The 15412-nt window shown below is 32.1% G+C and carries 12 protein-coding genes and 2 tRNA genes; 6 read left to right on the top strand and 8 right to left on the bottom strand.

All coding sequences use genetic code 11. The annotated features are described in order from the left end of the window. Window positions 1–9: 9 nt before the first annotated feature. The 5 genes from gspE to ACY3JO_RS04765 form a co-directional block, all read right to left on the bottom strand. Complete coding sequence (gene gspE / locus ACY3JO_RS04785) at window positions 10–2631, bottom strand: type II secretion system ATPase GspE (protein ID WP_463083915.1); 2622 nt, start codon at window positions 2629–2631, stop codon at window positions 10–12. A gap of 1 nt (window position 2632) precedes the next feature. Next, window positions 2633–3157, bottom strand: a complete 525-nt coding sequence (locus ACY3JO_RS04780) for a YqeG family HAD IIIA-type phosphatase (RefSeq protein ID WP_463083914.1) — start codon at window positions 3155–3157, stop codon at window positions 2633–2635. A gap of 2 nt (window positions 3158–3159) precedes the next feature. After that, window positions 3160–4284 (bottom strand): endolytic transglycosylase MltG, encoded by a 1125-nt coding sequence (gene mltG, locus ACY3JO_RS04775; protein WP_463085651.1) that lies wholly within the window; start codon window positions 4282–4284, stop codon window positions 3160–3162. Continuing rightward, the gene (locus tag ACY3JO_RS04770) at window positions 4172–4510 is read right to left on the bottom strand and encodes a DUF1292 domain-containing protein (protein WP_463083912.1); all 339 of its coding nucleotides are present in this window, start codon (window positions 4508–4510) and stop codon (window positions 4172–4174) included. The genes mltG and ACY3JO_RS04770 overlap by 113 nt, the downstream gene beginning before the upstream one ends. A 43-nt stretch (window positions 4511–4553) precedes the next feature. Next, a tRNA-Leu gene (locus ACY3JO_RS04765) sits at window positions 4554–4641 on the bottom strand. Window positions 4642–4750: 109 nt separating this feature from the next. Here ACY3JO_RS04765 and ACY3JO_RS04760 point away from each other — a divergent pair. The 3 genes from ACY3JO_RS04760 to ftsH all read left to right on the top strand — a co-directional run bounded on the left by ACY3JO_RS04760 (window position 4751) and on the right by ftsH (window position 8028). Continuing rightward, window positions 4751–4826, top strand: a tRNA-Met gene (locus tag ACY3JO_RS04760). A gap of 6 nt (window positions 4827–4832) precedes the next feature. Beyond that, the gene (tilS, locus tag ACY3JO_RS04755; RefSeq protein WP_463083911.1) at window positions 4833–6203 is read left to right on the top strand and encodes a tRNA lysidine(34) synthetase TilS; all 1371 of its coding nucleotides are present in this window, start codon (window positions 4833–4835) and stop codon (window positions 6201–6203) included. A 4-nt stretch (window positions 6204–6207) separates the two neighbouring features. Then, complete coding sequence (gene ftsH / locus ACY3JO_RS04750) at window positions 6208–8028, top strand: ATP-dependent zinc metalloprotease FtsH (protein WP_463083910.1); 1821 nt, start codon at window positions 6208–6210, stop codon at window positions 8026–8028. Here ftsH and ACY3JO_RS04745 read toward each other — a convergent pair. Then, window positions 8023–8628, bottom strand: a complete 606-nt coding sequence (locus ACY3JO_RS04745) for a tetratricopeptide repeat protein (RefSeq protein WP_463083909.1) — start codon at window positions 8626–8628, stop codon at window positions 8023–8025. The two genes, ftsH and ACY3JO_RS04745, sit on opposite strands and share 6 nt — an antisense overlap. A 51-nt stretch (window positions 8629–8679) precedes the next feature. Here ACY3JO_RS04745 and ACY3JO_RS04740 point away from each other — a divergent pair, with 51 nt between their 5' ends. The 3 genes from ACY3JO_RS04740 to ACY3JO_RS04730 all read left to right on the top strand — a co-directional run bounded on the left by ACY3JO_RS04740 (window position 8680) and on the right by ACY3JO_RS04730 (window position 12071). After that, the gene (locus ACY3JO_RS04740; protein ID WP_463083908.1) at window positions 8680–9609 is read left to right on the top strand and encodes a 1-phosphofructokinase family hexose kinase; all 930 of its coding nucleotides are present in this window, start codon (window positions 8680–8682) and stop codon (window positions 9607–9609) included. A 63-nt stretch (window positions 9610–9672) separates the two neighbouring features. Further along, window positions 9673–10881 carry an aminotransferase-like domain-containing protein gene (locus ACY3JO_RS04735; protein WP_463083907.1) on the top strand — a complete coding sequence of 403 codons (1209 nt, stop codon included), beginning with the start codon at window positions 9673–9675 and terminating at the stop codon, window positions 10879–10881. Beyond that, complete coding sequence (locus ACY3JO_RS04730) at window positions 10878–12071, top strand: geranylgeranyl reductase family protein (RefSeq protein WP_463083906.1); 1194 nt, start codon at window positions 10878–10880, stop codon at window positions 12069–12071. The genes ACY3JO_RS04735 and ACY3JO_RS04730 overlap by 4 nt, the downstream gene beginning before the upstream one ends. Window positions 12072–12120: 49 nt before the next feature. Here ACY3JO_RS04730 and ACY3JO_RS04725 read toward each other — a convergent pair whose 3' ends face one another. Together ACY3JO_RS04725 and ACY3JO_RS04720 are read right to left on the bottom strand one after the other, a co-directional pair. Continuing rightward, a complete protein-coding gene (locus ACY3JO_RS04725; RefSeq protein ID WP_463083905.1) occupies window positions 12121–14676 on the bottom strand; it encodes an S-layer homology domain-containing protein in 2556 nt (851 codons plus the stop codon). 264 nt (window positions 14677–14940) lie between these two features. Next, window positions 14941–15396 carry a methylglyoxal synthase gene (locus ACY3JO_RS04720; protein ID WP_463083904.1) on the bottom strand — a complete coding sequence of 152 codons (456 nt, stop codon included), beginning with the start codon at window positions 15394–15396 and terminating at the stop codon, window positions 14941–14943. Window positions 15397–15412: the final 16 nt, after the last annotated feature.

Below are 15412 nucleotides of genomic sequence, written 5' to 3'. Positions count from 1 at the left end.
ACCTCCCTCTTAATCTGCAGCTGTAACCCTCATAACTTCTTCCACAGTAGTAAAACCTCTAAGAACTTTACGCATTCCATCTTCCCTTAACGTTACCATTCCATACTTCCTTGCAGCCTCTTTTATAGTCTCACGAGAAGCCTTTTTTAATACTAAATCTCTAATTTCGTCATTCATAAGCATAATTTCATGAATAGCTGTTCTTCCTTTATAGCCTTTGTTGTTACATCTGGGGCAACCCTGACCTTTATAAAAAGTAGCATTAGATAAATCTATGTCTCCTAAGGTTGCTTTTATAGCTTCTATTTCCTCCTTTGTAGGTTCATAAGGAGCCTTACAATAAGGACATACTGTCCTCACCAATCTTTGTGCTACCGCTCCAAGTAAAGAGGAACTAATCAAGAATGGTTCAATACCCATATCAATTAAACGGGTTACAGCCGATGGTGCATCGTTGGTGTGAAGGGTGGATAATACTAAGTGTCCTGTTAGAGCAGCCTGTATCGCAATTCTTGCTGTTTCTTCATCACGGATCTCACCTACGAGCACCACATCTGGGTCTTGACGTAAAATAGATCTCAAGGCACTGGCAAAAGTAAGACCTGCTTTTGGGTTCACCTGTACTTGATGTATCCCTGGAAGTTGATATTCCACTGGATCTTCTACTGTTACTATGTTAATATCAGGAGAATTTATCATGTTTAAAGATGCATAAAGAGTTGTGGACTTACCACTTCCGGTTGGACCTGTTACAAGTATAATACCATATGGTGTCTTTAACATCTTTAAATATCTTTCGTAATTATCTTCAGAAAAACCTAAACTCTCAAGAGATAAAGATATAGCTCCTCTTCCTAAGATTCTTAATACCACCTTCTCACCAAATACTCCAGGTAATGTAGAGACACGGAAATCATACACTTCTCCTTTTATATTTGCTTTAATACGTCCATCTTGAGGTATTCTCCTCTCAGAAATATCCATATCACTCATAATCTTTATTCTTGAAACAATAGCTGCCTGAAATCTTTTTTGAATATACATAATTTCATGTAATACACCGTCTATTCTAAATCTTACCCTTACATTTCTTTCCAGAGGCTCTATATGGATATCACTAGCTCCTCTTTTAACTGCATCAACTAAAATACTATTTACGAGCTTTGCTATAGGACCTTCCTCAGATGAAACTTCTTCTAAAGAAACCTCTTGATATTGAGCCTCTTCCTCTTCTTTCTGAACTATAATCTCTTCAAGAACTTTCTCTACCTCTTCACTACCCCAAATCTGATTAATAGCATCAATAAGTTCATTTCGTGGTACTATTACAGGAATAACTTCATTTCTAGTTACCATTTTTAAATCATCGAGGGCTATTATATTTGCTGGATCTACAATTCCTACTATGATCCTCCCATCCTCCTTATAAAGAGGAAGTATTAAATTATCTCTTGCTTTTTTAGCTGTTAAAAGTTTTGATAGATCTGGATCAATTTTTATCTCCTTTATTGATTTAAAAGGAATCCCTAATTGTTCACTTAATAACTTTGCAAGATCCATATCACTTAGAAGCTTTAGTTCTAAAAGTGCCTCTCCAAGCCTTATACCCTTTTTAGATGCAAGCATCAAAGCTTCGTCTAATTGCTCTTTTGTAATTAAATTCTTTTCTAATAATATCTCACCAAGAGGCTTTCTCTTTGCAGGGGTTGATGTTTTCCTTACTGTTTTTTTCTCAGTAGTGGTTAAACTACTTTTAATACTTTCAATTATCTTATTCGCAAGATCCTTTTCCTTTTTCTTCTCTTCTTTTTCCTCGGTTTTTATCTCCTCTTTAATTTCTTGTTGTATATTTTCTTCTTTAGTCTCTTCTTTGATCTCTTCCACAATTCCTATGCTTTCTAACTCGGAGAGCACATCAGTTATTGATTCTTCTTTAACATTAATCTCTTTAACCTCTTCTTTAGGTACTTCTTCTTCAGATTTTGAAGGCATCTTTTCAATAATCTCTTCCTCGATTTCCTCTCCCTTTAGCTTCTCTAATAATCCACCTTCAGGAACTAATTCTTCTACAAGCTTAGAAATTTCTATATCATTTATTGTTTCTATACCTATCTTTGATTCTTCCTTTACCTTAATTTCAGAAACGTTAGTTCCATAAATCATTGACGATGTCGAAATTGAAGTTGTAGAACTCGTTTCTTTCTTCTCAAATATACCTTCTGAAGATTCCTTATCCACAATTTTTAAAAGATAGGGTTCTATTGAAAGTCCTGTAAGCAATCTTATATCTTCAAGTGCTGTAGCTTTTACCGGTGGGAAGAAACCCACATGAAGCATTCTTTCTTCTAATTTAAGAGGAACAAAATTATGAAATTTCATTAAAAAAGGAGGAATAATCTTCAATGCGTTTTCATCAGGTTTAAATTCTTTTCCTTCAATAATTTTCCACCCTAAAATTTCTGATAATAGATCAGTAAGTCTATCCTTCGATATTAATCCCTCTTCTAAAAGAACCTCTTGTACTTCCTTACCTTTCACTGAGGAAAGTAAGTTATCTAATATCCTCTTAGAGATAAGATTTCTCTCTCTAATAATCTCTAAAAGTTTCTCATTAACATTAAGAGAATCCATCTTATTCCTCCTTTATTAACTCCTTTTTAGACAACCATCTTTTAATTAAATAATTTTCAATAAGCCTTACAGTCCATCTTTTAATCCACAATTCTTTCTTATTTAATGGAGATACTAGTATAGTATACATCCCCAATTTATTACCACCATATATATCTGTTAATATTCTATCACCAATTACCAAAGTTGTCTCGGGGGTAGTACCCATTATCTCTAAAGCTCTTTTAAAAGATCTACTTCTTGGTTTTAATGCATATCCTAATGCAGGAAGCCGCATAATTTTAGAAAAATGTTTTACTCTTCTCTGAGACCAATTATTTGATAAAATAACAACTTTAAAGCCTAAATTTTTAATGTCTTCTATTAATTTTTTTGTTTTCTCATCCAATTTGTTTTCATCCCAAGGAACAATAGTATTATCAAGGTCAAAAATTATACCCCTGTATCCTAATTTATATAATTTTTCAAAATCAATTTTAAATATTGTTCCTACATATCTATTTGGTTTTAAGATTTTGCACATCATAATTACCTTTTATAACCTTGAGCTTTTAAATGCTCTTCATAGGTTTTTGAAAAAGTATGAGTTCCATCGTTATTTGAAACAAAAAATAGATAATCTCCTTCAGGTTGTAATACTGCCTCCAATGATTTTAAAGATGGAGAACAAATAGGAGTAGGAGGAAGACCATAATATTTATATGTATTATAAGGAGAATCAATCTCCAGATCTTTGTATAAAAGAAGATTTTTCTTAAAATCATACAAATACTCTACTGTAGCACAAGATTGAAGCATATATCCTTTCTTCAAACGATTAATGAAGACACCAGCAATTAAAGGTCTCTCTCTATCTATCTTCGCTTCTTTTTCTACAATAGATGCCAATATTATCCATTCATTAAAACTTAAACCAATTTTTTTGAGATCTTCTTTATAATCAGGAAAATTAGATAGGATCTGTTTAAAAAATTCTTTTAAAAGAATTTCTATAATCTCTCTCTCTTTAATATCTTTTGGTAAAAAATAAGTAGAGGGAAATAAATAACCTTCTAATGACAAGGGTATTTTATCCCCAAAAAATTCTTTATACTCTTTTAAAAAATATGAAACATAATTAGAATCAGTACAATATTTAATAAAAAGATCTTTTGAAATATTTAAGCGTTCTTCAAGAATTGCCCCAATCTCTTTTAAAGATACTCCTTCAGGTATTGTTATCTTTATACTTAAATTTTCTCCATTTACTAATTTATTCACCACTTGAACAACGGAGTAAGATGGAGATAATTGATAGTACCCTTTTTTAATGTTCCTCTCTCTCCCAATAAGCTTGGTATACAATATAAATATTTCTTTAGATTTTATAATTCCTTTTTCATATAATATATCGGCTACTTGGGAGAGTGAGGAACCTTCTTTAATATATACTTCCACATCACTATTAGTCTTAGATTTTGGGACGAAAAGTATTATAAAAATAAATATTGAAAATAAAATTAGAGAAAAGGAAAAGAATATAAGGATCTTTTCTAATTTATTATTCCTCTTCTCCTTCTTCCCAATCTTCTTCTTCCAAATCCTCTTCTTCCCAATCTCCGTTTTCCCATTCTTCCTCTTCTTCCAGAGCTTCCACAACTTTCTCAAATTCATCATCATCTTCTATTTCTTCCAAAGCATCTATATACAGTTCACCATCTTTTTCTAAAAGCCTGCAACGATATACATAAATTTCATCCATATCTTCCGCATCTTTTGGGGTTAAAAGAACATATGTATTATCGTCTACCTCCACAAAATCTCTAATCAAATACTCATAAGTATTTCCATCCTCGTCTTCCAAAATTATAACTTCCTCGTCAAACATTTTATCTGACATTATGAACACCTCTTTTTTAAAATTTAAAGAGGGGCTTAAGGATTGGTGCCGGAGGCCGGACTCGAACCGGCACGGGGACTGCTCCCCACTGGATTTTAAGTCCAGTGCGTCTGCCATTCCGCCACTCCGGCGGTAATTTCCTCATACCTCTCTTTGGTTAAAAAGTGTATCATAAGTTTTTGTATTAGTAAAGTATTGTCTAAAATAAAATTTTTTATTATAATTTAAAGCGAGGATATCGGCGGTGTAGCTCAGCGGTTAGAGCACACGGTTCATAACCGTGGTGTCCAGGGTTCGAATCCCTGCACCGCCACCATGAAAAGTGAAAGATAAATTCATTGCAAGCATAGAAAAAAAAGTATTAAATTTTATTAACACTGAGTCCCTCATTAATGAGAGGGACTCTATTCTTATATGTATTTCAGGAGGAAGTGATTCTTTTGCATTAGCTGAAGTACTTAGCACTCTCTCACCTCACTATAATTCTAATATTCATCTTTTATATGTTGATCATCATGTAAGACAAAATACAGAAGTAGAAAAGTCATTAATAAAGGAATATGCAGATAGAAAAAATATTCCTTTTACCATTTTAAATATATATCCTGATAATCTTACAGAAAAAACCCTAAGAGAAGAAAGATACAAAATAATAGAAGAATTTGCTCAAAAAAATGGATTTACCAGAATAGCTCTTGGACATACCTTAGACGATAATATAGAGACAATACTTATGAATTTTCTAAGAGGATATGGGCTCGAAGGACTTATTGGTATACCCCCAAAGAGAGATAAAATAATAAGACCAATTTTGGTTCTTACCAAAAAAGAAACGGCAGAGTATTGTAACAAAAAAGAAATAAAGTATAAAGAAGATTTTACAAATTATTTACCAATTACCCTAAGAAATATAGTAAGATATCAATTAATTCCATTTTTAAGAGATATCATAGAACAATTTCCTCAAAGTTTAATAAATCAAAAAATAATACTAAATTGGGATCAAGAATTAATAAAAAACATATCAAAGGAGTATTCGGACAAATACATAAAAAGTAATATGCATGGTTTTGAAGTAAATTACAATGAATGGAATAATATTCCAGACGCAATAAAAGTAAGGATTTTAAAAAATATATTTAATAACATGGATGAGATCATCACAATTGAAGGTTTAATATATTTAATGAATAAACTTTCTAAAATAAGAAAAACAGGTAATATAGCTATAATGAATACTATCAAAATATATAAACATGAGAATACTGTCTATTTTATCAAGAAAACCTTGGAGGAAAATTACGAATATACATTACCTATACCTGGTTCTTTAAAGCTTCCATCAGGTTACGAAATTATTACTGAAATAATTGAAGATAATAAAGAGTCTATAAATTTTAATGATCTTTGGCATGTATATTTTGACTATGATAAAATAGAAGTAGATAAATTAAAAGTTAGAAACTGGAGAGAAGGAGATAAAATTAAACCATTTGGTCTAAAAGGTAAATCTAAAAAGCTTCAAGATCTATTTATTGATAAAAAAATTCCTAAATGGAAAAGACTTGAAATTCCAATTATTTTTTGGGAAAATGAAATTTTGTGGGTAGTAGGAGTAGCAAGAAGTGACATAGCGCCTATTAATGAAAATACAAAAAGAATATTACATATAATGGCAAAGAAGGAGGTTTAAATAGTTGAACTGGAAAAATATAATCTCAAAAATAATAATTATTTTCTTTATAGGTTTTCTTCTCTTCTCATTCCTTAATCCCAATATACTTGATAACTCTGCAAAGGAAAGAGTGATTCCATATTCAGAATTTATAAAATCTGTAGAAAACAAGGAAGTATTTAAAGTAGAAATTGGAGAAAAAGATATCAATGGTCTATTTCGAGATGGATCAAGATTTAAAACCTATTCACCAACTCAGGATGCTAACTTAATTCCTACTTTAATTAAAAATGATGTTGTGGTAGAAGTAAAACCACCAGATAACACTTCATTATGGATAAGTTTCATTTTAGGATTTGCTCCTTATCTTATGCTTATATTTTTCTTTTGGATGATGTTTCGTCAAGTACAAGGAAGTAATAGTCAAGCCTTTTCTTTTGGAAGAAGCAGAGCAAGATTATTCTTAGATAATAAGCCTAAAGTAACGTTTGCTGATGTTGCTGGTGTGGAAGAGGCCAAACAAGAATTAAGAGAAGTGGTAGACTTTTTAAAGAATCCCCAAAAATATAGAAGACTCGGAGCTAAAATTCCAAGAGGAATATTATTAGTAGGACCTCCAGGCACTGGGAAAACTCTTTTAGCAAGAGCTGTCGCAGGAGAAGCAAATGTACCTTTCTTCTCTATAAGTGGATCAGAATTTGTAGAGATGTTTGTAGGTGTAGGAGCAGCAAGGGTTAGAGATCTATTTACTCAAGCAAAAAAATTAAGTCCATCTATAGTTTTTATTGATGAATTAGATGCAGTAGGAAGACATCGTGGGGCAGGGCTTGGTGGGGGACATGATGAAAGAGAACAAACATTAAATCAGCTTTTAGTTGAGATGGATGGGTTTGATGAGAATACTAACGTGATTGTGCTTGCTGCCACTAATAGACCTGATATTTTAGATCCAGCATTATTGAGACCAGGAAGATTTGATAGGCGCGTGATTGTAGATAGACCAGATTTTGAAGGAAGAAAAAAGATATTAGAGGTACACCTGAGAGGAAAACCCATTGGAAAAGATGTAAATATAGATACAATTGCCAAAAGCACACCAGGCTTTGTAGGTGCAGACCTTGCAAATCTTGTAAATGAAGCTGCCATTTTAGCTGCAAGAAAAAATAAAAACGAGATAAACATGGAGGAATTTGAAGAAGCAATAGAGAAAGTAATTGCTGGACCAGAGAAGAAAAATAGGATACTAAGACCACAAGAAAAGGAATTAGTAGCTTTCCATGAGCTTGGACATGCATTAGTAGCAAAATTAATCCCTGAAGCAACTCCTGTACACAAAGTCACCATAATTCCAAGAGGACTTGCTTTAGGCTATACCTTACAGCTTCCTGAAGAAGACAGATATTTACTCTCTAAAAAAGAATTAGAAGCTGAAATAGCAGTACTCCTTGGAGGAAGAGCAGCAGAAGAACTAATTTTTGGTCAACCAACATCAGGAGCTGCAGATGATTTAAGAAGAGCCACAGAACTTGCAAGGAAAATGGTATGTGAATATGGTATGAGTGAGAAATTAAGAAATCTTACCCTTGGAGAAAATCACTCTGAAATATTTCTTGGAAAAGATCTGATGCAGATCAAAAATTATAGTGAGGATACTGCCAAATTAATAGATGAAGAGATAAAAAATATAGTAGATAAGGCCTATAATAGAGCATTATCATTATTAAAAGATCATGAAGATGTATTAAAAGAATTATCTAAGATATTAATAGAGAAAGAAACTCTTGATGGTAGTGAAATTGATAAATTCCTACAAAAAAATAAAGAAACAGAGGGAATATCATAGTTTCCCTCTGTTTCCTTTAATTTCTTTTTGTTTATTTTTCAATTCTTGGACCCTATAAAGAATCTGCCAATCCTTAGGATCCTTTTCTCTAAATTTTTCTATCTCTAATTTTGCTTCTTCAAGCTTCCCAGTTTTTATTAAAAGTTCTATTAAATTGTCCAGAGCTGCACTATTTTCAGGGTCCTTATTTAACACTTCTCTAAATAAATTTTCTGCTTCTTCATAATTGCCCTTCAAAAACTCAACCCAGGCTAGACCTCTCAAGTATTCGCAGTTATTAGGATCTAACCTTAGCGCAATCTCAAAATATTCCCTTGCCCTGCTTAGATCCCCTTTTCCTATCATTATAAATCCCATGTAGTAATAATTAAATGAATCTTTTGAATTAGACTCTATATTTTCTAAAATAAGTTTCTCTGCTTTATCAAAATCTTTAATCCAAAAATAAAGATCAGCAAGCGTTAATCTCAACCAATATAAAAGATTTTCATCCACCACTTCATTATAAAGGGTTTCATATAAGGTAATAGCTTTATAAAGTTTGCCCCTCTGTTTTAGATCATCTGCCTTAATAAGAATTTCATCTACTCTTAAACTCATAGTTAATTAAGTATAATATAATCATAAGAAAAATTAAAGCTGGAGGAAATAATGATTTTAATAGTGAATCTAAATCCTAGTTTGGATGTTATATTCTATACAGAAAAATTTTTAAAAAATAAAGTTAATAGATCTAAGAGAGAATATATTATGCCAGGTGGAAAAGGTATAAACGTAGCCAAAACTCTAAAAATCTTCAATGAAAAATTAAAAGTTCTTGGCTTTTGTGGCGGAAGCACAGGAATAATCCTTAAACAGGAATTAAAGAAAAGAGATATTGATTTTGATTTTGTAGAAGTACAAAATAACACAAGATTCGCTATAGGAATAAAGGATTTATCTAAAAAAGAACTTACTGTTCTAAATGGTGTAGGATCAGAGATCTCTAAATCTAAAATAGAAGAATTTTTTAAAATATATAGAAATAATATTAAATATGCAGATACCTTAATAGTTTCAGGAAGTATTCCACCTAATATGCCATATGATATATATTTTAAAATCTTAAAAGAAGCAGATAAACTTAACATAATCAAAGTATTAGATGCTAAAGGAAAAGAATTTATAGAAGCCTTAAAATCTAATCCTCATGTAATAAAACCAAATAAAGAGGAAATGGAAGATGTTTTAAATAAAACCATTAGATCCAAAAAGGATCTCATAAACGCCTTTAGGTTTATTGAGAAGTTTCAAATAAGATACCCAATAATTTCTCTTGGGAAAAAGGGAGCTGTAATATCTATAGATGGCAAAATATACCATTCTTTTTTACCACCAATAGATGGCATACACTGGGGAGCTGGAGATGCATTTCTTGCAGGTTTTATTTATGGTTTAAGAAAAACCAATGATCCACTGTATTCATTAAAAATTGCTTGCGCCACAGGTTACGTAAAAGTCAAGAAAGAAGAACTTAGCTTAGATGACAAAAACGAAATTTTAAAATATGCTGAAAGAGTTAGCATTAAAGAAATAAAATAAAACCCCTTGACCTTTTAGCATAATTATGCTAATTTTATGGAAAAATTTAGGAGAGTGAATAAGATGGGGAAGAGAAATTTCTCTAAAAGAGTATCCTATAGAACTTCTGATGCTATGTCAAAATTTGTTTTAGCTCAAGACCCAGAAACTATCTCTTTTGCTGGTGGATTGCCTGATAATAATCTCTTTCCTGTTGAAGAATTAAAACATGCATATGAAGAAGTTTTAAGAACAGAAGGAAACCTTGCCTTTCAATATACATCGACCTGTGGAGATATAAAACTAAGAGAATTAGTAGGTAAAAATCTTTTCAAGAGATGGAATAAGACAATTCCTGCAGATAATATAGTACTTACTGAAGGATCCCAACAAGCACTTGATCTTTTAGGAAAGTTATTTCTTGATGATGGTGATATAGCACTAATTGAAGAACCAGGATATTTAGGTACTATTCAAGCTTGGAGTATGTACTCTGATAATCTAATAGGGATTCCTCAAGATGAATATGGAATTGATACAGATTACTTGGAAGAAAAACTAAAAGAGCTGAAAGATCTTATTAAAGTTCTCTACGTCGTACCAGATTTTTCAAATCCTGCAGGGACATGTCTTGAAATTAAGAGGAGATTAAAACTTGTAGAACTTTCTGAAAAATATAATTTTTATATAGTAGAAGATTTAGCCTATAGTCTTCTTTCTTATGACCATGAAACCTATCCTCCCTTAGTTACCCTCTCTGATAGCAATAAAATCATAACTATAGGAAGCTTCTCAAAAATACTTTCTCCAGGACTTAGAACTGGATTTATAATAGCACCAAAAGATATTACTCAAATAATTGTACGACTTAAAGAAGGTACAGATTTATGCTCTGGTACGCTGAACCAAAAGTTAATATATCATTTTTATAAATTAGGATATTTAGAAAAACATGTTGAAAAATTAAGAGTTGCATATAGAACTAAAAGAGACTCATTGAAGAAAGCTCTGGACGAAAAATTTAAAGACATAGCAAAGTGGAATTTTCCACAAGGGGGTTTCTTCTTTTTCCTTGTTTTTCCTGAATGGGTAGATGCGTATAAGCTTGCAGAAACTGCTTTAGAACAAAAAACCAGTTTCGTCCCTGGAGAAGAATTTTTTGTTTCTAAAAGAGGAAAAAATACTGCAAGAATATCATTTTCACAAGTATCTCCAGAAAAAATGGCAGAGGGAATAAAAAGACTTCATATTGCATGGGAATTATATAAGGAAAAAGAAGAAGTTTTTCTATGATATGGGATTTAGTTATAATTGGTGGAGGTCCTGTAGGAAGTTACGCTGGATATTTATCAGCGAAAAATAACATAAAAACTCTAATTTTAGAAGAACATGATAAAATAGGAGAACCAATACACTGTCTTGGCAAGTTAAGTATCCATGCTTTTGAGGAATTTGATCTACCTAAGGAAACTATAGTAAATGATCTAAAAGGTGGATATTTTTTCTCCCCTTCAGGAGAATATTTAAAACTTAAAAAGGATTCCTCCGATTCTTTTATCTTGGATAGAATCTTATTTGATAAAACAATTGCAGAAAAGGCAGAAAAAAGTGGCTGTTCTTACTCACTCAATTCAAAAGCAATAGGAGTAAATCATTATGAAAATCATTCTACCTTGATGGTAGAAGAAAAAGGTAAAACAAAATATATTAACACTAAGGTTATATTAGTAGCAGAAGGTGCAAAAAGACAATTTCTTAGAAAAATAGGACTTAAAACAAGACCTTATTTAGTATCCCTCCAATATGAGATTTCAGACTTAAATCCATTAGACAAGGAATGCGTAGAAGTTTATTTTGGAAGTAACTACTCCCAAGGTTTTTTTCTTTGGGTTTCACCATTTAAAAATATGGTCAAATTGGGTATTGCTGTAAATCCTTCATATAATCCTAAAGTTTTCCTTGATAATTTTATAAGGAATAAACTAAAGGAAAGATCTGAAAAAATATATATAGAAAAAGCTTATGGGGGAATAATTCCTATTTTTGGACCTTATGAAGAATTTATACCTCCCAATATCTTAATAGTTGGAGATTCCGCAGGTTATAATAAATCAACAACAGGCGGTGGTATCTATTTTGGATTAAAGGGTGCTGAAATAGCAGTTAGTCAAATAAAAAAATATCTTGAGGATAATAGCATATCCCATTTATCAAATTATCCTAAATTAACAAAAAAATCTTTTGGTAAAGAATTAATTTTTACGAAGATTGTCAGAAAATTTTTAAATTCCCTAAATGATAATGATTTAAATCTAATATGGGCTATTTTAAAAGAGAATGATGAAATTTTAAAGACTATAGAAAAACATGGCGATACTGCCTATCAAACCTCTATTATAAAGATATTCCCTAATCTAATTACCTCAAAAAATTTTTTTAAATTATTACCATTAATAAAAACATTTGTTAAATCTCTTTTATAAATAAAAAAAGGGTGGGGATAAGATGTCCCCACCCTATCAATTCTAATTCTTAGAATGAAATTGTTGTTCCGAAGCTTACATTATCTGGATATGGATTGCTTGTAAACGCTGGTAAGTTAGTTTTTACAACACCAAGTGCAAGACTTACATTATCTATTGGATTGTAGCTTACTCCAAGACTTAATTTAGATACATTGTTAGATCCAGAATTGTTAGTTACTGACCCTGATAATGTTAATCTCTCATTGACCTTATATGATCCAAATACTGTTATTGTTACGTTGTTCATATTAATGTTTGAAAGATCAGCTATATCAACTGATACACCAGCATCAAAGCCTTTCATCAATGTTATACTTACCTCTGCATATGCTCCAAATTTATTAGCAACATAATTAGCTTCTAGAGTTACAGATGTATCTTTCAATAATCCATTAAGGGATGTTCCGACAAGACCAACAAAAGATGCATTATTATAGTAAGCATCTGCAAACACTGTTACTCCTTTTGCAACATCCATACTTATATCTGCTCCAACTGGACCAAAATCATATGCTCCTCCGGTTATGCTCAACATTCCATACATATTCCAATTTATATTACCCATACTTCCAGAAACTTTTCCACCTATAGCATTACTACCAGCACCTGCAGAAACTTTTATTCCTGCAACATTTACACATGCAGATAATGGTGCACCAAATCCTACCAAACCATAGTTATCCAAAGCAAAGTATCCAGATTTGTTATATGTCAAAACAAGTTTACTGATACCAAAATCTAAATTGTTCAAAGTTAGTACCACTTTACTTATATCTAATGTTGTTGTTGATATGGTCTTATTTACTAAGTCCCAGTTTGCACCAAATGTTAATGTTAATGTGAATGGTCTTACACCTTTCTTCTCAAGATCAGCTACTTTGTTCTCTAAGTCAGAAAGTCTACTTACCGTTTCATCAAGTCTTGTAGAAACTCCATCATTCAATACATAGAGATCGTCAACACTGGTAGATAATGCATCTATACTGGAATTTATATTGTCTAGGGATGCCATTAGTTCATCTACTCTTGCATTAACATCATCAATTTGGGATTGCAAATCAGATGCAAGAGAATTTAGATCTTCTAGTGCTACAGAAAGTTCAGAAACTTTTGCATCTAAATCTGTAACAAAGCTCTTGATATCTTCTAATTCAGCAGGAACTTCGATGCCCTCAATGCTTTCAACCATTCTTATTAATTCATCCAATTTATCTTTTAATGCTAATACTTCTTCTATTTTATCAGAAAGATCTACAAGGTTAGCATTGACTTCATCAATAGTGCTAATTAAATCAGATATTGCAGAGTCCACGTCATCAAGTCTTGTTTCTACTGCAGATACTCTATCCTCAAGATCTGATACTCTACCAGTTAATTCCTCAACATCTGGAACAGATATACCAGATATCTTCTCTTCTATCATTGCCTCAACTTCATCAAGAGATGGCTTATCTACCAATGCTGTCTCTACATCTGCTAATCTGCTGTCAAGATCAGTCACAAATCCCTCAAGATCTGATACTCTACCAGTTAATTCCTCAACATCTGGAACAGATATACCAGATATCTTCTCTTCTATCATTGCCTCAACTTCATCAAGAGATGGCTTATCTACCAATGCTGTCTCTACATCTGCTAATCTGCTGTCAAGATCAGTCACAAATCCCTCAAGATCTGATACTCTACCAGTTAATTCCTCAACATCTGGAACAGATATACCAGATATCTTCTCTTCTATCATTGCCTCAACTTCATCAAGAGATGGCTTATCTACCAATGCTGTCTCTACATCTGCTAATCTGCTGTCAAGATCAGTCACAAATCCCTCAAGATCTGATACTCTACCAGTTAATTCCTCAACATCTGGAACAGATATACCAGATATCTTCTCTTCTATCATTGCCTCAACTTCATCAAGAGATGGCTTATCTACCAATGCTGTCTCTACATCTGCTAATCTGCTGTCAAGATCAGTCACAAATCCCTCAAGATCTGATACTCTACTTTCAAGATTTCCAATTTTCTCTTCCACTTTTGCACTAACAACCTCTTCTAATCTCTCTCCAACTACAGCTTCAATTTGCTCTGGAGTAACTTCTGGTTTTTCAAAGGATTGTAACGCTTCTTGTATCATTGACTCTACATCTTCAACACTTACCTTCTCTTGTATAGCTGACTCAAGATCTGAAACCCTTGAATCAAGATCTTGCAATGCAGACATCAAATCTTCAACATTAGCACCAATAAGTTTTAATTCTTCTTGAAGCTGACTTACAAGATCTTTTAGCTCTTTCACATCTGCTGTAGGTAATGCAATTTTTCCTGCCTGTAAAGCTTGAATTAATTTATAAAGTAATACTGCAGCCTGATACCTTGTAACGTAAAGATCACCACCAAAAGTATCTGGTCTTATACCTGAAATGATCCCCAAATCTGTTAAATACTTTACTGCAGATGCTGCCCAGTGATTAATTGGAACATCTTTAAAATTTGTTGTTTGAGCAAAAGAAACACTTAAAAGTAAAAACAACGTGAGTAATATTACTAATAACCTCCTACTCATACGACCCTCCCATCATATAATATTTTAGAGAGAGCTTCTTTTATCCCAACTGGGATAAAAAGCTTCCTCTCTAATTTTCCAAAATCATTCCATAAAAATCTAAATATCATGGTTAAATGGGTTTCCCTCACCACCTCCCTTTCTAAAAAAGCTTCAATTAAGATTATACTTCTTATTAATAAATGTGTCAACCTAACAAGGAAATATTCTAAAACTTCAGAGATAAGAAAAGAAAATGTTTTTATATTCTTTCAAGTTTCTTTCTTATATTTTTCTAGTAAGATAATGTGTATAATCAGGCACTAATCTTTTGTATTCTCTATCCATAAGAGGTGAGGAAATCAAAAAATCAGCTGTAGATCTATTTGATGCTATAGGAATATTCCACACTACTGCTATCCTCAAAAGAGCTTTAACATCAGGATCATGAGGCAATGGTTCTAAAGGGTCCCAGAAAAATATAAGAAAATCAATTTCACCTTCTGCTATCTTTGCTCCAATCTGTTGATCACCCCCTAAAGGTCCACTAAAAAATCTTATAATCTTTAAACCCAATTCTTTTTCTAAAATCTCACCAGTCGTTCCTGTAGCATATAATATATGTTTTGATAATGTTCCTTGATTAAATCTTGCCCATTCTAATAATTCATGTTTCTTATTATCATGGGCAATTAGAGCTATCCTTTTTTGAATTCCAATAGGTATCTCTTTATAATCCATTAAAAAAGTTCCTCCC

It is taken from the genome of Dictyoglomus sp. LHC4 (assembly GCF_055181355.1).
Note: the sequence above shows the minus strand (reverse complement) of the source record. Positions and strands in the feature narration are given on the sequence as shown.